Source organism: Caloramator sp. Dgby_cultured_2 (assembly GCF_028872215.1).
In the GTDB taxonomy this organism is placed as follows: Bacteria; Bacillota; Clostridia; order Clostridiales; family Caloramatoraceae; genus Caloramator; species Caloramator australicus.
Window position 1 is genome coordinate 641,447 of sequence record NZ_CP118396.1, and the last position, 19,875, is coordinate 661,321.

Annotated in this window: 24 protein-coding genes, 1 tRNA gene, 6 pseudogenes, 1 riboswitch and 1 other annotated feature; of the genes and pseudogenes, 23 read left to right on the plus strand and 8 right to left on the minus strand. The window is 31.7% G+C overall.

The genetic code is table 11. The features are described 5' to 3' along the window. Nucleotides 1–59 precede the first annotated feature (59 nt). From PWK10_RS04280 to PWK10_RS04305, 6 genes and pseudogenes are all read right to left on the minus strand, one after another. Nucleotides 60–452: a hypothetical protein gene (locus PWK10_RS04280; protein WP_342455693.1), complete on the minus strand. Its 393-nt coding sequence runs from the start codon at nucleotides 450–452 to the stop codon at nucleotides 60–62. Beyond that, a complete protein-coding gene (locus PWK10_RS04285) occupies nucleotides 409–1,050 on the minus strand; it encodes a hypothetical protein (protein WP_274767480.1) in 642 nt (213 codons plus the stop codon). The genes PWK10_RS04280 and PWK10_RS04285 overlap by 44 nt, the downstream gene beginning before the upstream one ends. Before the next feature lie 61 nt (nucleotides 1,051–1,111). Then, on the minus strand, nucleotides 1,112–1,270 hold the full coding sequence (locus PWK10_RS04290) for a hypothetical protein (RefSeq protein ID WP_274767481.1): 159 nt from the start codon (nucleotides 1,268–1,270) through the stop codon (nucleotides 1,112–1,114). A gap of 11 nt (nucleotides 1,271–1,281) precedes the next feature. Beyond that, entirely contained in the window at nucleotides 1,282–1,821 is a 540-nt protein-coding gene (gene rbr / locus PWK10_RS04295) for a rubrerythrin (protein WP_274767482.1), read from the minus strand. A gap of 380 nt (nucleotides 1,822–2,201) precedes the next feature. After that, nucleotides 2,202–2,718: pseudogene (gene pssA / locus PWK10_RS04300) on the minus strand (CDP-diacylglycerol--serine O-phosphatidyltransferase). After that, nucleotides 2,715–3,344: a phosphatidylserine decarboxylase family protein gene (locus PWK10_RS04305; RefSeq protein ID WP_274767483.1), complete on the minus strand. Its 630-nt coding sequence runs from the start codon at nucleotides 3,342–3,344 to the stop codon at nucleotides 2,715–2,717. Before PWK10_RS04305 ends, pssA begins: the two are co-directional and overlap by 4 nt. Before the next feature lie 119 nt (nucleotides 3,345–3,463). Between PWK10_RS04305 and PWK10_RS04310 the strand changes: the two genes are divergently transcribed. The 3 genes from PWK10_RS04310 (at nucleotide 3,464) to PWK10_RS04320 (ending at nucleotide 4,833) form a co-directional block, all read left to right on the plus strand. Next, nucleotides 3,464–3,895 carry a CBS domain-containing protein gene (locus PWK10_RS04310; RefSeq protein ID WP_274767484.1) on the plus strand — a complete coding sequence of 144 codons (432 nt, stop codon included), beginning with the start codon at nucleotides 3,464–3,466 and terminating at the stop codon, nucleotides 3,893–3,895. 63 nt (nucleotides 3,896–3,958) lie between these two features. Then, nucleotides 3,959–4,396, plus strand: a complete 438-nt coding sequence (locus PWK10_RS04315) for a diacylglycerol kinase family protein (protein WP_274767485.1) — start codon at nucleotides 3,959–3,961, stop codon at nucleotides 4,394–4,396. A 20-nt stretch (nucleotides 4,397–4,416) separates the two neighbouring features. After that, the gene (locus PWK10_RS04320; RefSeq protein ID WP_274767486.1) at nucleotides 4,417–4,833 is read left to right on the plus strand and encodes a hypothetical protein; all 417 of its coding nucleotides are present in this window, start codon (nucleotides 4,417–4,419) and stop codon (nucleotides 4,831–4,833) included. A 598-nt stretch (nucleotides 4,834–5,431) separates the two neighbouring features. On the opposite strand, the pseudogene PWK10_RS04325 reads toward PWK10_RS04320, so the two are convergent. Continuing rightward, nucleotides 5,432–7,235 (minus strand): annotated as a pseudogene (locus PWK10_RS04325) (YgiQ family radical SAM protein). Between the two features lie 115 nt (nucleotides 7,236–7,350). On the opposite strand from PWK10_RS04325, the pseudogene sleB reads away from it, so the two are divergent. The 3 genes and pseudogenes from sleB (at nucleotide 7,351) to epsC (ending at nucleotide 9,817) form a co-directional block, all read left to right on the plus strand. Next, a pseudogene (gene sleB, locus PWK10_RS04330) lies at nucleotides 7,351–8,008 on the plus strand (spore cortex-lytic enzyme). Between the two features lie 74 nt (nucleotides 8,009–8,082). Next, nucleotides 8,083–8,317, plus strand: a binding site (T-box leader). A gap of 80 nt (nucleotides 8,318–8,397) precedes the next feature. Next, a complete protein-coding gene (gene cysK / locus PWK10_RS04335) occupies nucleotides 8,398–9,312 on the plus strand; it encodes a cysteine synthase A (RefSeq protein ID WP_274767487.1) in 915 nt (304 codons plus the stop codon). 70 nt (nucleotides 9,313–9,382) lie between these two features. After that, nucleotides 9,383–9,817 carry a serine O-acetyltransferase EpsC gene (gene epsC, locus PWK10_RS04340; RefSeq protein ID WP_274767488.1) on the plus strand — a complete coding sequence of 145 codons (435 nt, stop codon included), beginning with the start codon at nucleotides 9,383–9,385 and terminating at the stop codon, nucleotides 9,815–9,817. A 97-nt stretch (nucleotides 9,818–9,914) separates the two neighbouring features. Here the strand turns inward: epsC and PWK10_RS04345 are convergent, their stop codons facing one another. Continuing rightward, a complete protein-coding gene (locus tag PWK10_RS04345; protein WP_274767489.1) occupies nucleotides 9,915–10,175 on the minus strand; it encodes a YkuS family protein in 261 nt (86 codons plus the stop codon). Between the two features lie 101 nt (nucleotides 10,176–10,276). Between PWK10_RS04345 and PWK10_RS04350 the strand changes: the two genes are divergently transcribed. The 17 genes and pseudogenes from PWK10_RS04350 to PWK10_RS04425 all read left to right on the plus strand — a co-directional run bounded on the left by PWK10_RS04350 (nucleotide 10,277) and on the right by PWK10_RS04425 (nucleotide 19,863). Beyond that, entirely contained in the window at nucleotides 10,277–10,825 is a 549-nt protein-coding gene (locus PWK10_RS04350; protein ID WP_274767490.1) for an epoxyqueuosine reductase, read from the plus strand. After that, nucleotides 10,753–10,928 (plus strand): annotated as a pseudogene (locus PWK10_RS19435) (4Fe-4S double cluster binding domain-containing protein); the annotation flags it as partial. The gene PWK10_RS04350 and the pseudogene PWK10_RS19435, both read left to right, overlap by 73 nt. 6 nt (nucleotides 10,929–10,934) lie before the next feature. Continuing rightward, nucleotides 10,935–11,165: a hypothetical protein gene (locus PWK10_RS04355; RefSeq protein ID WP_274767491.1), complete on the plus strand. Its 231-nt coding sequence runs from the start codon at nucleotides 10,935–10,937 to the stop codon at nucleotides 11,163–11,165. A gap of 101 nt (nucleotides 11,166–11,266) precedes the next feature. Further along, nucleotides 11,267–11,617 carry a phage holin family protein gene (locus PWK10_RS04360; RefSeq protein ID WP_274767492.1) on the plus strand — a complete coding sequence of 117 codons (351 nt, stop codon included), beginning with the start codon at nucleotides 11,267–11,269 and terminating at the stop codon, nucleotides 11,615–11,617. Between the two features lie 40 nt (nucleotides 11,618–11,657). Continuing rightward, nucleotides 11,658–12,354: pseudogene (locus tag PWK10_RS04365) on the plus strand (lysophospholipid acyltransferase family protein). 28 nt (nucleotides 12,355–12,382) lie between these two features. Then, on the plus strand, nucleotides 12,383–12,628 hold the full coding sequence (locus PWK10_RS04370; RefSeq protein ID WP_274768115.1) for a DUF503 domain-containing protein: 246 nt from the start codon (nucleotides 12,383–12,385) through the stop codon (nucleotides 12,626–12,628). Nucleotides 12,629–12,667: 39 nt separating this feature from the next. Next, a complete protein-coding gene (locus PWK10_RS04375; protein ID WP_274767493.1) occupies nucleotides 12,668–12,799 on the plus strand; it encodes a hypothetical protein in 132 nt (43 codons plus the stop codon). A 50-nt stretch (nucleotides 12,800–12,849) separates the two neighbouring features. After that, nucleotides 12,850–13,523 (plus strand): annotated as a pseudogene (locus tag PWK10_RS04380) (aminotransferase class I/II-fold pyridoxal phosphate-dependent enzyme). A gap of 11 nt (nucleotides 13,524–13,534) precedes the next feature. Beyond that, a complete protein-coding gene (locus tag PWK10_RS04385) occupies nucleotides 13,535–13,858 on the plus strand; it encodes an aminotransferase class I/II-fold pyridoxal phosphate-dependent enzyme (RefSeq protein ID WP_274768116.1) in 324 nt (107 codons plus the stop codon). Between the two features lie 44 nt (nucleotides 13,859–13,902). Then, nucleotides 13,903–14,529, plus strand: coding sequence for an endonuclease III (nth, locus tag PWK10_RS04390; RefSeq protein WP_274767494.1), 627 nt, complete (start codon nucleotides 13,903–13,905; stop codon nucleotides 14,527–14,529). Nucleotides 14,530–14,613: 84 nt separating this feature from the next. Further along, on the plus strand, nucleotides 14,614–15,390 hold the full coding sequence (locus PWK10_RS04395) for a peptidoglycan binding domain-containing protein (protein ID WP_274767495.1): 777 nt from the start codon (nucleotides 14,614–14,616) through the stop codon (nucleotides 15,388–15,390). Continuing rightward, nucleotides 15,383–15,997: a VanW family protein gene (locus tag PWK10_RS04400; protein ID WP_274767496.1), complete on the plus strand. Its 615-nt coding sequence runs from the start codon at nucleotides 15,383–15,385 to the stop codon at nucleotides 15,995–15,997. The genes PWK10_RS04395 and PWK10_RS04400 overlap by 8 nt, the downstream gene beginning before the upstream one ends. A gap of 62 nt (nucleotides 15,998–16,059) precedes the next feature. Continuing rightward, nucleotides 16,060–16,144, plus strand: a tRNA-Leu gene (locus PWK10_RS04405). Between the two features lie 70 nt (nucleotides 16,145–16,214). After that, nucleotides 16,215–16,964, plus strand: coding sequence for a TRM11 family SAM-dependent methyltransferase (locus PWK10_RS04410; protein WP_274767497.1), 750 nt, complete (start codon nucleotides 16,215–16,217; stop codon nucleotides 16,962–16,964). Nucleotides 16,965–17,160: 196 nt separating this feature from the next. After that, nucleotides 17,161–17,333: riboswitch (cobalamin riboswitch) on the plus strand. Nucleotides 17,334–17,416: 83 nt separating this feature from the next. Continuing rightward, nucleotides 17,417–17,548: a hypothetical protein gene (locus PWK10_RS04415; RefSeq protein ID WP_274767498.1), complete on the plus strand. Its 132-nt coding sequence runs from the start codon at nucleotides 17,417–17,419 to the stop codon at nucleotides 17,546–17,548. A gap of 231 nt (nucleotides 17,549–17,779) precedes the next feature. Next, complete coding sequence (locus tag PWK10_RS04420) at nucleotides 17,780–17,941, plus strand: hypothetical protein (protein ID WP_274767499.1); 162 nt, start codon at nucleotides 17,780–17,782, stop codon at nucleotides 17,939–17,941. A gap of 77 nt (nucleotides 17,942–18,018) precedes the next feature. Beyond that, nucleotides 18,019–19,863, plus strand: a complete 1,845-nt coding sequence (locus tag PWK10_RS04425) for a DUF4430 domain-containing protein (RefSeq protein ID WP_274767500.1) — start codon at nucleotides 18,019–18,021, stop codon at nucleotides 19,861–19,863. The last annotated feature ends 12 nt before the right edge of the window (nucleotides 19,864–19,875 follow it).

Here is a 19,875-nt window from a genome sequence, read left to right on the forward strand (position 1 = left end):
ATGGGATTTCCATGCCTTTTATATTAACCAATATCCTAATATTATAATTAAGTAAGAAGCTAATAAAATTGCACCTTCCAGCCAATAGCTTTTTCCGTCCTGGAATACAAAAATGCTAATCCTATGGAAATTATTAATATTATAAGCTCATAGAAGCTATACACTAAAGTTAAAGGAAGTCCCAATAAAAACGCAATAATAATAATTGTAGGAAGAGTAAATAATAATAACTGCATGCTTGAACCTATTGATATTTCTATAGATAGATTAATTTTATTTTTAAGGGAAGCATATATAGCAGTTATATATTCTGCAACATTGCCTATTAAAGGCATTATAATTATCCCCATAATTTTTTCTGGAATTTTGAATTTTGTAATTGCTGTATTTATTAAACTTACTAGGTGTTCACTTAAAGTGTAGGCTATTATTAGAAGAATGATAATTAAAATAAAATTTGTTTTTTAATGTTATTCTCATTATTGTTTTCGTCGGAATGAACCAAAAAAGATTTTTATGTGTTACTAACGAAAATATAAGACCTAATACATATATGAGCAACAAAATTATTGCTATATAAAAGCTAAAAATACATGATTTATGAGTGTTTAGCTTCCCTTGAAAGGAAATTGTAGAGGCGATGATTAGGCTGCAAAGTGCCAAAAACAACAAAGAAAAGTTTGTCCTTGCAATTATTTTATTAAATATTTGTTCGTTATATTTGATTCCACCAAATAAAATACTTAGTCCCAATACTAATAACATATTTCCAATTATAGAGCCTAGTAGTCCACTTTTCACAAGTTCGATTAAATTGCTTTTTAGGGCAAAGATGCTTATAAAAAGTTCTGGCAAATTTCCGGAAGTTGAGCTTATAAAACCACCAAGCTTATCACCAAACCAATAGGATAGAACATTAATTTCCCTGCTTAGCTTTATAGCTACTATAATAAGAAAGCAAAATGTAGTTATGAGATTTAAAATGAATATATTATTTAACATTGAAAAAATAAAAATAATTAATAAGATTATTAGAGTTATTTTTTTCATATTATCACCGCTTAAATTAGTAAAAGATGCCTTGTGCCCAAAAGACACAAGGACATGATTTTCATTTATTAATCTCTTCTTCAATATATTCTTCATCTATTTCTTTAAACAAATCTTCTTCAATTTCCTTTTGTGAGTTTCTTGTTAAACTTTCAAAAGTATCTACTTCATCGTTTAGCAATAATTCGATTGGAACCCATGCAATCATGCATCTTTTCATATAATCACTTCCTATTTGAAGTTTTCACAATAAATTTCAAAATAGCTTCTTGGGAATCCGCAAAGAGGACAGCGCTCAGGTGCTTCTAAGCCCTCATGGATATAACCGCAGTTTCTGCAATGCCATTTTGTTTCCTTATCCCTTTTGAATATTTTACCGCTCTTTAAATTTTGAAGGATTGTATTGAATCTTTCTCTATGATATTCTTCCGTTTCAGCAAGTTCCTTGTAAAAATCAGCAATTTCACTAAATCCTTCTTGGCGTGCAATTGTTTCAAATTCCTTATACATTTTTTCACTCTCATAAGCTTCTCCCATTGCGGCTTCAAGTAAATTTTCTGAAGTAGACTTATTAAGCTTTAAAAAATCATTAAAAACCCTTCTTGCATGGGCTTTTTCGTTATCAGATGTTTCGTTAAAAACGGATGCGATGAATTCATACCCCTCTTCCTTTGCTTTTTCTGCAAAGAAGGAATATTTATTTCTTGCTCTTGCCTCACCAGCAAATGTTTTTAATAGATTTTGCTCTGTTTTGCTCCCCTTAAGATTCATCAAACCACTCCTAAAATAAACTACAATAACATAATATGCAGCACCTATAATTTTGACACAAAAAGAGCCCATGGGCTCTTAAAGACTGTTGAAAAAGTTATTTTTGATAAGCCCCGTGAAGGATTTCCCTGGCATTCGCTCATTTCGCTAAGCAATTCTAAGCTTTTCTTTGTTTTCAAAGTCCTACTCTCGTGAGCCGACATCCGTGTCGGCCACTCGGCTCTGCACGTCCGTGTGCAGAATTACGGACTTTTGAAAAGTCGAAAAGCAAGAATTGCTAAAGCTCATGAGAGATGCCTTTTGAAATCCATTCACGGGGCTCTTGTAAAGCCTGAATACCAATTAGGGTTTGTCTACAATCTGAAAGAGCCCATGGGCTCTTAGAACTTTTTAAATTTGATTTTACATACCATAAGATAGGATAAAAGCAACATGATAATTGCAGATAAAATATTGTGAGGCAGTGATATAGCAATTAGATTATCAACTGCAAGAAAAAACCTGCGAAAGTTATTGGGACCCCAATAAAATAGTTGTTAAAGGGTGTTACATTGAACCTTGCCAATCTATATGCCCCAGCTATTGGTAATATTATTGAAATAATGTATCCTATAATTCCAAAATTTATCAAAAAGTTGCTCCATGAAAGAACAGCAGGTGCAACACCAAAGGAAATTAAATCACAAAGGGAATCAAGCTCCTTACCAAGAGGAGATACAGCGTCAAATCGCCTTGCTATACGTCCGTCATATCTATCCATAAATGCAGCGAGGATGATCATTAATGCGGCTATTTTAAAGTTGGAATTTAATGTAAAAATAATTGATAACATACCACATGTTAAATTAAAAAAGTAAATATGTTGGGAATAATATTTTTGTTTATTTTTACGTTCATTTTATCACTCCTATAACAGTTAATCCTCCTTTTACGGAGTCACCTACTTTTACTTTTATTTCAGTATCAATTGGCACAATGATTTCTGTGCAGGAACCAAACTTTATGAGCCCAAATCTTTCACCCTGCTTTAAAAAGTCTCCTATATTGCTCCAACAAACTATACGCCTTGCCACAAATCCTGTAATTTGATGAACTAGAACTTTTGTGTATTCGTTTTCTATACCAATTGTATTTCTTTCGTTAATTTCAGATGCATGGCTCTTAAATGCTGGAAGATATTTACCAGGTCTATAGCTTTTGTATGTTACCTTGCCAGTTATAGGGCTTCTATTAACATGGATATTAAATAATGATAAAAATATGCTAACTTTAATAGCTTTTGATTTAAAAAACTGATCTTCATAAATTTCTGATATTTCGATTATTTTACCATCAGCTGGCGATAGAAAACATTTTTCATCTATAGTTATATTTCTTTCAGGGTCCCTAAAAAAGAATAAAACGAATAATATCAATAAAAGTGGCAGGATGGATAAAAGTTTGTTAATAAAATAAAAAACAACAAAAACTATAAAAAGAATAAGTGCGTAGGGAAAACTTTCAGGTCTAATTTTTAGTTTCATAATCACGTCTCCTTTAAGCCTTTTTATAGTTATTATATAAAATTACAATATATTTTACAATATTTTAAAAGAATTATTAACAAACTATGGGGAAAACTATAATTTAGGAGGTGCAATAAATGAAGGTTAAAGATTTTATGACTACCAATGTAGCTTATGTAACACCCAATACACCAGTTGTAGAAATAGCAAAAATCATGAAAGATAAAAATGTTGGTTCTGTTCCAGTTCTTGACGGAGACAAAGTTGTTGGTATTGTAACAGATAGGGATATAGTTCTTAGGGATATTGCTTTTGGTAAAAATCCTAATGAAGTTTTAGCAAAGGATGTTATGACGGTTGGAGTAACAACAGCAAATCCTAATATGGATATTCATGATGCTGCAAGGGTAATGGCGGAGAAGCAAGTAAGGAGATTACCAGTTGTGGAAAATGGCAGATTAGTTGGAATGCTCGCAATAGGAGACATAGCAGTTGAATCTAAACTTGCAGATGATGCAGGAGAAGCTTTGAGTGATATTTCAAAACCAACTCATATATTATATTATTAAAAAGGTTCCTGCTGTTGCAGGAACTCTTATTTTATAGTAAAATAAAAAAATTGGGGGATTACAATGCAAAGAGCCTTCTTAATATACAATCCGTATTCAGGAAATAGATCCTTTAGATTAAAAATTGATCAGGTAGTTCATAAATTGCAATTAGGCGGATATATTGTTACACCATATAGAACCTTATCTATAGAAAATATTTATGAAGGAATAAAATTTACTAATGAACATGATATTATAATAGTTTCTGGAGGAGATGGCACTATAAATCATGTGATAAATGCAATGATACAACATAATATTAATAAGCCATTAGGTATAATTCCATCAGGAACGGCAAATGATTTTGCAAGTCATCTTGGAATAGGAAGAAAAATTACAGATGCCTGCGAAGCTATTGTAAGAGGCAATTTAACTAAGTTTGACCTTGGCAAAATTAATGACAGGTATTTTATAAATGTTGCAGCAGCAGGACTATTAACGGATGTTTCACAAAAATAGATATTAACTTAAAAAATACATTGGGAAAGGTTGCATATTATTTAAAAGGAATTGAACAGCTTCCTAATTTCAGAGCTATTCCAATAAAGATAACTACAGAAGATAAAATTATTGAAGAAAAAATATTTTTGTTCGTAATATTAAACGGGTCATCTGCAGGAGGTTTTAAATTAGCTCCTGACGCAACTGCAAATGATGGGTATTTAAATTTGATTGCTGTAAAGCAATGTAATTTAGTTGAACTTTTAAATTTATTTATTAAGATGCTCAAAGGAGAACATCTAGATAGCAATAATATTATTTATTTAAGAGGCAAAAATTTTAAAATTGAGTGTTCAGATGATATAGAAACGGATATTGATGGAGAAAGAGGCCCTAATTTTCCTTTAGATGTTAGGGTTTCTGATAAAACAATAAGTATTTTTACTCCTTATTGATATACCGTTTTAAAAGGAAGTATAAAAGAGTAATTAAAATTATACCTAATAAAACATAACTGGTATATTCTTTTATAAGTGATTTTAAAAGATGAATATTTTCTCCTGCAATTCGACCAGCAATAAAAAGCATTGAGTTATGAATAATTGTTGCAATTCCAATAGATATAACAGAATATTTAATGTCTATTTTAAATAGGCCTGAAGCAATTATTACTATAGAATTTATCCCAGGGATAAATTTACTTATAACTATAAAAAAGGTCCTATTTTTTTATACCATTTTTCAAAATTTTCAAGTTGCCTTAGATTAAAAAATCTTTGAAAGTAAAGGGAATTTTCAATTAAGGCTGAAAAATTATAGCTAAGATATAATAATAAAGAACTACTTAAAAAGGTTGAAAGAATTATTAAAGATAGAACCACGCCTCCTTTGATTATTTTTAAATAAGATAAATAGCCCAAAAGGGCTATTATAGTGTCTCCAGGATAAGGAGGGAAAAAAACTTGAAAAAAGCTATTAATAATGGCGTAAATATATGCTATTTGAGGATTATTCTTTAAAATTAAAAGAATATCCCATATGTTTATTTTCATGTCATTTTCTCTCCTTTTTCTTTGGCGGAATCAAACACTTTTTGTCATATCCTATAAGATCAGTTCGTTTTGCCTTAATAAGGGCTTTATAAACCAAATCATAATTTTTAGGGTCCCTAAATTGTAAAAGGGCTCTTTGCATTTTCTTTTCTTCAGGATCTTTAGGAACATAAACCTTTTCACCGGTTAAGGGATTAACCCCAGTATAGTAAATTGTTGTTGATAAACTACCGGGTGTAGGGTAAAAATCCTGAACTTGTTCTGGATTATATCCCATGTCCCTAATATATTCTGCAAGCTCTATTGCAGCCTTTAAATCGCTTCCAGGATGGCTTGACATTAAGTAAGGAACCAAGTATTGCTTTAGGCCGAATTTTTTATTATATTCAAAGTATTTCTTTACAAATTTATCATAGACTTTTTTGAAGGTTTTCCCATAACCTTTAAAACTTTATCGCACACATGTTCAGGAGCAACTTTAAGTTGCCCACTAATATGATTTTTTATCAATTCAGTTAAAAACTTATCACTTTTATCAAGAAGAACATAATCATACCTGATGCCTGATCTAATAAAAACTTTTTTAACCTTGGGTAAGTTTCTTACTTGGCGAAGAATATCAAGATATTCTTCATGGCTAACTTCAAGATTAGGGCAAGGGGTAGGATGCAAGCATTGCCTAGTTTTACATATTCCTCGTTCCAATTGAGCTTTGCAGGAAGGATTCCTAAAGTTAGCCGTTGGCCCTCCTATATCATGAATATAACCTTTGAAGTTTGGCATGTTTGTCAGCTTTTTAGCCTCATCTATGATCGATTCCCTGCTTCTTTTTGAATTATTCTTCCCTGGTGAAAATGCAGTGCACAAAAAGAACAACCGCCATAGCATCCCCTATGGGATACTACACTAAATTCTACTTCCTTTAAAGCAGGAACACCACCATATTTTTGTATATAGGATGATATGTTCTTTTATATGGTAAAGAATAAATAAAATCCATTTCTTCTACTGTTAATGGTTTAGCAGGAGGATTTTGAACAAGGTAGACATTACCATGTTTTTGAACTAATGTTTTTCCCTTTATAGGATCCTGTTCTAAGTATTGAATCTTAAAAGCCGCTGCGTATTTTAACTTATCCTTTGCCACTTCTTCATAACTTGGAATTTCAATATAATTTATAAGCTTTGAAATGTCCTTTGTTATATAGCATGTTCCATTAATATCATTAAGGTCAGTAATTTTTTACCATAGGATATTAGATTAGCTATCTCTATAATTTGCTTTTCCCCATACCATAAACTAAAAGATCTGCACTGCTATCTAATAAAATTGATCTTCTAACTTTATCATCCCAATAATCATAATGAGCAAAACGTCTAAGACTTGCCTCAATACCCCTGATTATTATAGGAACATCTTTAAAAATTTCTCTTATTTTATTGCAATAAACTATAACTGCTCTATCTGGTCTAAGATTGCCTTTACCACCTGGTGAATATGCATCTTCACTGCGTCTTTTTTATTTACTGTATAGTGGTTTACCATAGAATCTATATTACCTGATGAAACTAAAAAGCAATTTTAGGCTTACCGAGTTTAATAAAATCTTCAGCTGTTTTCCAGTTTGGCTGTGATATTATTCCAACTTTAAATCCTAAACTTTCTAAAAGTCTAGTTACTATTGCATGGCCAAAGGAAGGATGATCAACATAAGCATCACCTGTTACGAATATAAAATCAAGCTCATCCCAACCTCTTTTTTCATATCTTCTTTAGTAATGGGTAAAAAGTCCAAGAGCATCACCTCAATAAATTCTTTACTGAATAATAATATATTATTTTAATTTGAAATAGTCAAATAAAAAGGTATTAAATCTTTAATTTAACAAAAATATAATGGGAGGTGTTGCTGTGAAAAAATTGTATTTGTGACATGGTTTATTATTACTGTTATTTTATTTTCTATAATTTATATTAATATAATTAATGCAGCTACATATAGTTGGGGATCAAGAGGTGAAACCGTTATTGAAATACAAAGAAGACTTAAAAATTGGGGTTATTATAAGGGTAACGTTGATGGAATTTATGGATATCTTACTTATACTGCAGTAAAGGAGTTTCAAAGGAAAAACGGTCTTTATCCTGATGGGATTGTGGGACCTAAAACCTTGGCAGCATTAGGAATTAATGTAGGCAGTGCCCAAAGGGGATACAACGGTTCACAAAATCAAGAGTTATTATCAAGACTTATTTCAGGTGAAGCAAGGGGAGAGCCTTATGTAGGCCAGGTTGCTGTTGGGGGAGTTGTAATGAATAGAGTTAGAGATCCAAGATTTCCATCAACAATACCAGGAGTTATTTATCAGCCAGGTGCATTTACTGCAGTAGATGATGGACAGATTAATCTTCCTGCGGTTGATAGCGCCAAAAAGCTGCAGTAGATGCTCTCAATGGTTGGGATCCATCAGGGGAGCGCTATTTTATTACAATCCTGAGAAAACAACTAATAAATGGATATGGTCAAGACCTGTAATAAAGGTAATAGGTAAGCATGTTTTTGTAAGTGATAGTTAACAAATATTTAACATTAGATTGTTGACAAGGTTAATTAAAAATCATATAATAAAATCAGAGTAAATTAATCGGAATTAAACGCTGTGATCAGGGAAAGTAGGCTATATGGAGTGGCCAGAGAGGGGCTCCTTGGCTGGAAGAGTCCTACACAAAAGTATAGCTGAAGTGCACCTGTGAGCGTTAGGCTGAAATTCAGTAGGCTGAGACGGGTCCACCCGTTATAGTGGGACGGCATGATGGTGCCGGATAGAGATGGGATTATTGTCCCAATCAGAGTGGAACCGCGGAGATTAAGCCTTCGCCTCTGAACAAGAGGTGAAGGCTTTTTATATAGTTTTTTAATTTTCCTGTGCACAGGGAAAAAATAAATATAATTGGAGGGAGAATATATGATTTTTAACAACATTTATGAATTGATTGGAAACACACCAATGATTAAATTAAATAGATTGACTGATGAAGGAATGGCTGAGGTGCTAGTGAAATTAGAGTCCTTTAATCCGGGATCAAGTGTTAAGGACAGAATAGCTTTATCTATGATTGAAAAAGCAGAGGAGTTGGGATTAATAAAACCTGGAGACACAATTATTGAACCGACAAGCGGAAACACAGGTATAGGACTTGCAATGGTTGGTGCTGCAAAAGGGTATAAAGTTATTTTAGTTATGCCAGAAACTATGAGTATTGAAAGAAGAAAACTCATGAAGGCCTATGGTGCTGAGCTTGTTTTAACTGATGGTAAAAAGGGTATGAGGGGTGCTGTTGAGGAAGCTGATAGATTAGCAAAGGAAAATGGATATTTTATGCCGCAGCAATTTAAGAATATAGCCAATCCTCAAATTCACATGAAAACAACAGCACAAGAAATACTAAAGCAAACGGAAGGTAAAATAGATATGTTTATTGCCGGTGTTGGAACAGGAGGAACCATAACTGGGGTAGGTAGAATTTTAAAAAGAGAAATTCCTAATATAAAGATTGTTGCTGTAGAACCTAAAGATTCTCCAGTTCTATCTGGAGGTCAACCAGGCCCTCATAAAATTCAAGGTATAGGCGCAGGGTTTATCCCTGACATTCTTGATAAAGATGTAATCGATGAAGTTATAACTGTTACAGCAGAACAAGCTTTTCAAACATCAAGAAAATTAGCAAAAAAAGAAGGAATATTAGTTGGAATATCATCTGGCGCAGCAATTTTTGTTGCATTAAGTAAGGCAATGGACTTAGGAAAGGGAAAAAGGATAGTTACAGTAGCACCTGATACAGGTGAAAGGTATTTATCAACAGACCTTTTTGAGGAGTGATTAGTATGTTTAAAATGATTATTGAAGAGGCAAAAATATATTAAAGAAGGATCCGGCTGCGAAAAGTCTTTTGGAAGTTATTCTTTTATATCCGGGGTTACACGCATTAATTTATCATAGAATTGCCCATTGGTTTTATGTCAGAAAACACTTTGTGATAGCAAGATGGATATCTCAATTTGCAAGGCATAGAACGGGTATAGAAATACATCCAGGTGCTAAAATAGGCAAAGGTCTTTTTATAGATCACGGGATGGGAGTTGTTATAGGAGAAACGGCCGAGATAGGGAACAATGTAACTATTTTTCACGGTGTAACCCTTGGTGGAACAGGAAAGGAAAAGAACGTTAAACGTCATCCGACCGTTGGAGATAATGTGGTAATTGGAGCAGGAGCTAAGATATTAGGACCGATAAAAATAGGGAATAATGCTAAAATTGGTGCCAATTCAGTTGTTCTAAAGGATGTCCCTCCCTATGGGACAAGTGGTTGGAATCCCAGGTAAAGTAGTTAAAATAGATTATGAATCGATAAAGGATAAAGAAAATTTAAATAATGTTATATATGGATTATGGATTTAAAACCCAGGTTTCACCTGGGTTTTAAAATTCTAATTTGGTAACGCGATTATATATGTCTTGTGCTGTCATGCCAGTTGCATCGATAACAGGGGTTTTACTTTCAGCATTTTGAATGCCAAGAAAATCCTTATTTCCTCCTGCTACGATTATTGCATCATAGTTATTATTCCCTTTAATGTTATAAATTTGAGGACCATCAAATATGTCAACTTTATATCCTTGGCTTTCAAAGTATTGTCTTACGTTTTGCAGATTTCTTTCAACGGCTACCTTTCTTCTCATTGTTATCCCTTCATATTATTTTCTATTTATTATTGTGGAATTTTAAAAAACAATTTATACTAATAATAAGTCCTAAAAGTTTAAAACCCTGGGGTGAAATGATGATAAAGGAAAAAATAATAAATTATGCAAAACATATTGGCATTGAATACATTGGGTTTTCAAGTATAAATTTTAAGGATGAGTTTGTTAATAGATTAAGAGAAAAAAGGTTAAATGGACATTTGTCAGGGTTTGAGGAGGAAGATGAATATAAAAGAATAGATGTAAAGAATATTATGGAAAATGCTAAATCCTTTATATCAATAGCTGTTCCCTATAGAACGATGGAGATCGATTATAATAAACCATTTTTTTCAAAATCATCATTGGGATTAGATTATCATAAAGTTTTATATAATAAATTAAATAAAATACAAATATATTTAAAAGAAGAGTTTAATGCTAATTCCTTCTACTTTTGTGATATAGGGCCCTTACATGATAGAGAAATTGCATATATGAGTGGAATAGGGTTTTACGGAAAAAACACAAATATATACACTGAGAAATATGGTTCCTTCGTCTTTTTAGGGAGTTGGTTACAGACATTTATATTGAACCTGACATTCCAATTAAATCGAAATGTGGTGATTGTGAGATTTGCATGAAGGCCTGTCCAACAGGAGCAATTGAAAGACCTTATTATGTAAATTCTAAAAAATGTTTATCCTATATTACCCAGAAAAAGATGGACTAACTTATGAAGAAATGGCCAAAATGGGCAATAGAATTTATGGATGTGATACCTGTCAGGATGTTTGCCCCTTAAATAAAAATGTATTTTATTCGAACATAAAGGATTTTATGCCTGAAGAGTGGAATATAAATGTAGTAGCAGAAGACTTTTTAAATATGTCAAATAAAAGGTTTAAAGAAACATATCAAAAACTTCTGGTGGCTGGAGAGGCAAAAAATACTACAAAGAAACCTTATTATTGCCTTAGCTAATAGTAGAACTAATGAAGGTCAAGCTAAAATAAAATCTTTAATTAACGATGATTATTTTTCATATTATGTAGAATATTATTTAAAAAGGATGGGGGATATTAGTGTCAAAGAGAGATGACAAAGGTTTTTTAGCTAAGACATTAATAAACGCAACGGCTATTTATTTAACTGCAAATTTAGTTGAAGGCATACACATAAACAGCTTTGGGACTGCAATTGTTGCAGCAATTGTTTTGGGATTAGCAAATGCTTTAATAAAACCTGTTTTGTTAATTTTATCTTTACCTATTAACGTTGTTACTTTAGGACTTTTTACCTTAGTAATTAACGGTATATTATTAATGCTGGTTTCTATGTTTACAACAGGTTTTATTGTAAGCGGCCTTGGCTCTGCAATAATAGGTTATATCGTTATTAGCATCTTATCCTTCTTAATAAATGTTATATTGTAATTATTAGACTAAAGAAGAATTATTACGAAGGGATGATATAATGTTAAAAGACATTTTAGGCAAGGTTTTATTTGCTTTACCTGAAAGTATTTATAAACCTATTTGTAAAAAAATTGTTGACTATACTCTAAACAAATATGCTCATATTGAAGTTAAAAATTATGAAAATCTCGCTAGTTTAAAATCACCAGTCATTTTTATAGCGAATCATTTAAGCAATTCTGATGGACTTATATTAAATAAAGTATTAAAGGATTTTGATCCTTATTTTGTTGCTGGAGTTAAGCTACAGCCTAAAGCATTAAGTAGAATAGGTATTGAAGCGGTAAACACTATTACAATCCATCCAAATTCAGCTGATATTGAGGCGATTAAAAAAGTATAAATGTTATTAAAGAAGGACATTCTCTGATGATATTTCCTGAAGGAACACGTTCAAGAACTGGAAAAATGATAGAAGGTAAAAAAGGAATTATTTTAATTTCACGAAGGTGTAATGTTCCAATAGTTCCGATTGGACTTTATGGAACAGAAAAGCTTATGCCTATTAATGACGATGATATGGGGAAGGAAAGATTTTTAAGGCAGATGTTACTGTAAATATAGGAAAAGCTTTTAGTTTACCAGAAAAAATTGAAGGAATGAATAAAGAAGAATATGATAATTATTGTTTAAATTATTTAATGAAAAAGATAGCTGAACTATTACCAGATGAGTATAGGGGAGTTTATAAATGATAGTTGGAATTGCAAATATTAAATTAAAATTTTTACACCACATTCTTTAAAGGAAAAAAGACAAATAGTAAAGAGCTTAATATCCAAAATAATGCAGCACAATGCTTCGGTAGCAGAAGTTGGAGAAAATGACAAATGGCAACTATGCGAATTGGGTATTGCAACTGTAGGCAGCGATAAGAAAGTAGTAGATGCAACTTTAAATTCAATTTTTAGACAAATTGAGCAGGATGGAAGGGCAGAAATAATAGACATTAATATAGAAATATTGTAAAATAAATCTAGGATATGAATATAATTTGGAGGTGTAAAAATGGGGAGCAAAACATTACATGATTTTTTAGTTAAAAATTTGGAGGAATTAAAGGCTCAGGGGTTTATAGGAAACTTCCTGTTGTTACAGGTCCAACAGGCCCTAAGTGTATTATCAATAGAAAGGAAGTAATAAATTTATCTTCTAACAATTACTTAGGTTTTGCAAATGATCCAAGATTAATAGAAGCTGCAATCAAGGCTACTGAAAAATATGGTGCAGGAGCTGGCGCAGTAAGAACGATTGTAGGAACTTTAGATATTCATGAAGAACTTGAAGAAAAACTTGCAAAATTCAAAAAACTGAAGGAGTTATAGTATTTCAATCAGGATTTAACTGCAATATGGGAACAGTTAGTGCTCTAATGACAAAAGAGGATGCAATTCTATCCGACGAACTAAATCACGCAAGCATTATAGATGGTTGTAGATTATCAGGAGCTAAAATTCTAAGATATAAACATAACGATATGGATGATTTAAGAAAAACTTTAAAGGAAGCCTATGAAAGTGGCCAGTATAAGAAATTTATGATTGTAACTGACGGAGTATTCTCTATGGATGGAGATATAGCAAGGCTACCTGAAATAGTTGAAATCGCTGAAGAATTTGATGCCTTTGTTTATGTAGATGATGCTCATGCTTCAGGTGTATTAGGAAAGAATGGTAGCGGTTCTATTTCACACTTTGGGTTATATGGAAGGGTTGATGTTCAGGTTGGAACTCTTTCAAAGGCGATAGGAGTTGTTGGCGGATACGTTGCAGGATCAAAGGAATTAATTGATTGGTTAAAACATAGAGGAAGACCATTCCTTTTCTCAACTGCAATGACTCCAGGGCAGCAGCTGCTGCATTAAAAGCAATCGAAATTTTATCAGAAAGCAGTGAGCTTGTTGATAGACTTTGGGATAATGCAAAATACTTTAAAGAAAAGCTTTCTGCATTAGGATTTGACTTAGGAAAGAGCGAGACACCAATTACACCAGTAATAATTGGTGATGAAGCAAAGGCAATGCAATTTAGCGATGAATTATTTAAAGAAGGACTTTTTGCTCAAGGTATTGCTTATCCTACAGTTCCAAGAGGAAAAGCAAGGGTTAGAAATATTGTTACTGCAGCACATACTAAGGATATGCTCGATGAAGCAGTTGCTATTTATGAAAAGGTAGGAAAGAGAATGGGTATAATATAAAAGGGCTTTAAGCCCTTTTTATATTATTATTTAGAAGTGAAAATATGAATAATTCTTTGGATATAATTAAAATATTAGAACAGGAATATGGAAATTTGGGATGTGCTTTGAATTATACAACACCCTACGAACTTCTAATAGCTACAATACTATCGGCACAAACTACTGATGAAACTGTTAATAAAGCTACAGCTGAGCTTTTTAAGGATTATAATAAACCCCATGATATTGCAAAATTAACTCCACAGGAATTAGAAGGTTATATAAAAATATGTGGACTTTATAAGACAAAGGCAAAAAATATTATTGAAGCTAGTAAAATTATAGTTGAACAGTTTAATGGAAATGTTCCCAATAAAATGGAAGATTTAATAAAACTGCCTGGGGTTGGGAGAAAAAGTGCTAATGTTGTCCTTTCAAATGCCTTTGGGAAGGATGCAATTGCTGTTGATACACATGTGTTTAGAGTAGCAAACAGATTAGGCCTTGCAAATGCTAAAGATGTTTTGCAGACGGAAAAACAACTAATGGAGAATATCCCAAAGAGTTATTGGTCTAGAGCACACCATTGGCTTATCTGGCATGGAAGAAAAATTTGCACTGCTAGGAACCCTAAATGTGACTTGTGTAAATTAAGAGATTTTTGTAAATATTTCGCAGAAAATAAATAAAAAATATATTTTTAATTTAGAAGGAAAATTATCTTTTTGTAGAATAAACTAATTTAGCTTAAAAATTTCTTAGGAGGATCTTTTATGAATAAAGGCGCTAAGGCAGCACTTATAGTATTTATCTTGATTTTAATTTCTGTTCCAGCTGTGTCGGCTTTTTTAAAAACAAGTGCTAATAACAATAAAATATTTAAAGGCATTTATATTAACAATGAAAATGTTGGTGAAATGACAAAGGAGGAAGCAATAGGTCTTTTAGATGAAAAATTTAATAAGCCATTACAAGAAAAAACTATTAAATTTACTTATCAAGATAGGATATTCAAAACAACCTTTAAGGATTTAAATGTAAGATATAATATCGAAGAAGCTGTGGATAAGGCTTTATTAATTGGAAAAGAAGGTAATATTTTTAGACAAACTATCGAAAGAATCAAATTGTTAAATTCAAGTGTAAATATTACATTAGATTTAAGTTATGATAAAACTAACATAGACAAAATTGTTCAAAAGATTTCCCGAGAAATAAATAAGCCCTTTAAAGATGCAACAATTAAGTTACTAGGTCAGAATTTTGTTATTACAAAAGAAGAAAATGGCATTAAAGTTGATGAAGAAAATTTAAAAAGCCTCATAGTAGATGCTATTCAAAATAAAGAAAACAAAGAAATTCATATTCCAACTTTAAAAGTTGAAGCTAAGATAAAATCTTCAGATTTAGAAAAAATAAAAGAAAAGATATCAGTTTTTTCAACAAAATTCAATCCTTCAGATGTTAATAGAACTGGTAATTTAAAAATAGCTGCTCAAAGTTTGGACGGCACTTGTGGTTATGCCTGGCGAAATTTTTTCAATGAATAAGGTTTTAGGCCCAAGGGTAGCTTCAAAAGGATACAAAGAAGCTCCAGTGATAATAAATGGGACATTGGTTCCTGGACTTGCAGGTGGTATATGTCAGGTTACTACAACAGTTTACAATGCAGCATTATTAGCTAATTTCGATATAATTGAGAGACGCCCCCATGGGCTTAAAGTTTCCTATGTTCCTCCAGGGCGCGATGCTACTATTTCAGGCACTTCAATAGATTTTAAGTTTAAGAATACCAGTAATGCACCTATATATATAAAGGCATGGGTATCTAACTCTTATGTAAATGTAATTTTTTATGGGGCTAATGAAAACCCAAATATAAAAATAGTAATAGAAAGTGAAATAATAGAAAGAATTCCAACAACTACAGAATATATAAAAGATCCAACATTGCCTGAGGGTCAAAAGATAGTTGAAGCAAAGCCAATCGATGGGGTAAAGTCTGTAACTTATAGAAAAATATATAAAGATGGTATTTTAATAAAAAAGAGTTGTTATCTAAGGATTACTATAAGCCAGCAAAGGGGAAGGTTAGAATTGGAACAAAAAAGTCATATCACAAAATACTTTAGAGGAGAAAGTAGAAGATGTAATTGATTCACAATGATTAAATATATAGACAATTAAAATAAATGATGATAGAATTTTATTAGAAATATGCGGGCGTGGCGGAACTGGCAGACGCACTAGATTCAGGATCTAGGGCTTTAGAGCGTATGGGTTCAAGTCCCTTCGCCCGCACCACATTATCCACCTTTAAGGTGGATTTGTTTTTATAAATAATTTAGGGTTGGTGAAGATATGTATTTTTACTATGTTAACTTTCCGGATGGAGAAAAGGAATTTTGCAAAATGGAAATTAGACATCTTTTGGAATAGATTTAAAGGAAAAATATTTTTTTATGAAGATTATGTAGATGTAAATAGAAGTCCCTATGTTAAATATAGTATAAAAATCGATGCTGAGGATTGTGATATCAAAAACTTAGCTGAAAAAATTAAAACTATGGAGCTAAGTTATGATAATTATAAGGTTCAATATATAAGTTTATTTGAAAGAATGGATTTAAATAAAAAGCATTTTGTGGAAAGCATTATTGGTAGTGCTATTAAAGGCAAAGTAGCTATTCATGATCCCTTATTTAAAATCGGCGTTATAGATTTTGAGAATAAATGGATAGTAGGACAATTGCTTAGAAATGAAGGTATTTGGCATATACATGATAAAAAACCAGTTCAATATTGTAATTCTTTAACTTCAAGGGTTTCAAGAGCATTGGTTAACATAGCAGTTGGCAAAAATCTAAATTTAAAAGTAGTTGATCCCTGTTGCGGAATTGGGACAGTGGTTTTAGAGGCATTGTCGATGGGAATAGATATTAAAGGCTATGATATAAATTATAAGGTTGTAAAGGGAGCAAGAGAAAATCTTAATTTCTTTAATTATCCTGTTGCTATAAAAAGAAGTGATATTAAAGATATAAATGAACATTTTGACGCAGCTATAGTTGATCTACCGTATGGTGTCTTATCGGTAACTACTAAAAAATACAAGAGGATATAATTAAACATACTGCAAGATTAGCAAAAAGAGCAGTATTTGTAACTTTAGAGGATATGAAGGATTCTATTGAAAAATATAATTTTAAGATATTAGATAAGTGTCAACTAAGAAAGGCAAAATTTATAAGATTTATAACGCTAGCAGAATTAAATGAATATTGTTATTAATTGTATCTAGTGATATAATTAATACTATAAAACTTAATAAATATACAGGTGCCCTACAAGGGTTAAAAGGGAAAGCGGTGAAAATCCGCTGCAGCCCCTGCTACTGTAAGTGGGTATGAAACCTGAAAAGCCACCTAATTGGGAAGGCCAGGGAGTAAGATGATCCACGAGCCAGGAAACCTGCCTGTATATTAGGAGCAAAACCTTCGGAGGGAAGGGAAAGCTTATGTTAATAAGCCCTTTCCGGGCTTTTGTTTTCCCTCTGATGAAGAAAGGGGTGAATTTATGAAAAAGCTGTTAAGTATAATTTTAATCCTTTTATTATTTATATCATGTGCTAGTGTAAAAGTCAAAATATTGATACCTCAAAACAAAATATTAGTTCAACATCAATACAACAAAGCAATGAGAAGTTAAATGTAGCTAACAAAGACCCTAATAACTTACCTGTTAAAGAATTTAACAAAAGCAGCAAAGAAACTCAGAATACAAAAAAGAATTACAAGCTACTACTAAAAAGTTCAAAATAAGGAGATCAATATTAGACTGATTATATCAAAAGAAAATGGTAATGAAATAATATTTGATAAAACGGTAAAAACCTTATCATCCAAAAACGCTCTACAAATATTAAAAGAAAATGCAAAGGTGTATGAAGTTGGAGGTTTTATTAAGGAAATCAATGGGATTGCCTCCATTCCTCAAAATGAACTTACACAAGAAGATATTCAAAAAGGTATTTTAGGCTACGACTGGTTCATTTATTTGAATGGCAAAAAACAAAGGTGGGCGCAAAGGATATCATCTTAAAAGATGGGGATACATTAAATTTTGATTATAAAGGATGGACTATAAAAGATTTAACACCGTAAAAGGAGGATTTAAAAATGAAAAATTTAGGAAAGAGATTATTAAGCTTATTATTGATTATAGTTTTTATGATATCTTTAAACTTCAATGCGCTTGCAAGTTCTAAGAGTAACTTTAACAATGCCAAGACTGCTCTAAATTCTTCTTTGAAATACTTACTTACAAAGACAAAAACAAAAGGCATACAAGACTGGGATGCAATTGCACTTGCAATGGCAGGATACAAATTAGATAACATCAAATTTAACGAAAAAAGATATATCGATTTAAAAAGCAGCGATATATTAAAAGAGCTCTCATATAATTGGACAACAAGCTATGCAAAACATATTTTAACTATAACTGCCTCCGGATATGATCCTAGAAATTTTAATGGAATAGATTTAGTTGAAATTTTAAAATCCTCACAACTTTCTAATGGCAAATTTAAGGATATGATCAATGGAACAAACGAAAATTTTTTAAATGGTCATATATGGAGCATTATTGCTTTAGAAACTTTAAAGGAGAGCTACAATAGGAGCGCTGCAATTTCATATTTGGAAAAAAATCAAAATAAGGACGGAGGATTTCCATTAGTCATTTCAGGAAAAAGCGATTTAGATATTACTGCAATGGCTATCACAGCTTTGACAATGACAGGTAGAAATAAAAATTCAGCATCTGTTAATAAGGCTTTAAACTATTTAAAAAATAACTTAAAGAAATTGCCTAAAGAGCAACAAACTGCAGAAACGATTGCGTGGATCCTTCAGGCGGCTGTATCATCAGGGGATGATTTGTCAAAATATATCATTAACAATAGAAACATAATAAATGAATTGCTGTTATACAAGGATAAGACTGGTGGTTTTAAACATATTAAAAGTGGGAAAGTCGATGATATAGCTACAAATCAAGTTGTAAGAAGTTTATTAAGCTATGTAAATAAGAAAAATGCATATAAAAATATTATTTGTATGAGGGGTAATTACTATAAGGCTATAAATAGAGAAGAAAGTTCTAGCTTTAATATTCTATATTCTTCTTATTTTAAGGATGTTAAACAACTTGATTTAATTGTAAAGTCTAACTATTACGATGAAGCAAATATTTTATTAAATGGTGAAAAGAATTTACTTATTGCTAAAAGCAACAACGGCATAATTAAATTTTCTAAGAATTTTAATTTAAATAATTTAAACTATAGGTTAATATTAAAGAAGGACGGTAAAGTATTAAAAGTTGTTTTAGGAAATTTTGAACCGGTAGAAAAAAGTTTCATAACAAAGGTTAGAGTTGAGGCACCCGATAAAACCATATTTGATGCTGAAGTAAGAACTGGTAATAAAATAGTTTATGACCTTCAAGGGAAAAGCTATGTCACAGCAAAGCCATCTGCCTATGCTGCTTTAGTTAGGGCATTAATAGAAAACAATATTAGTTTTAGTGTAAATTATGATTATGGGGCACCATTTATAAATGAAATAGCAGAAATAAAAAGTGGATCCTTTGGTGGATGGGATGGCTGGATGTATATGGTAAATTATGCTGAACCAAACTCAGGAATGGCGGATTATGAAATAAAAGATAATGATAATATATTAGTTTATTATGGAGATTGGGGAATAAAACCACTAAGTATAGAAATTCTTGGCGATATAAAATTAAACTCACAAGTCCAAGTCAAAGTGACATCGAATGGTAGTGCTGTAAAGGATGCTATAGTTTGCTTTGGAGAAAATAGGATTAACACAAATGAGGAGGGAATAGCAACTATAGTTTTAGATCAAGCAGGGATATATAAAGTTTATGCAGAAAAAAATATCGACGGTAAGCCGATGTATATTAGAAGTGAAAGCAAATATATTGAAATTAAATGATGGGTGGTTTTT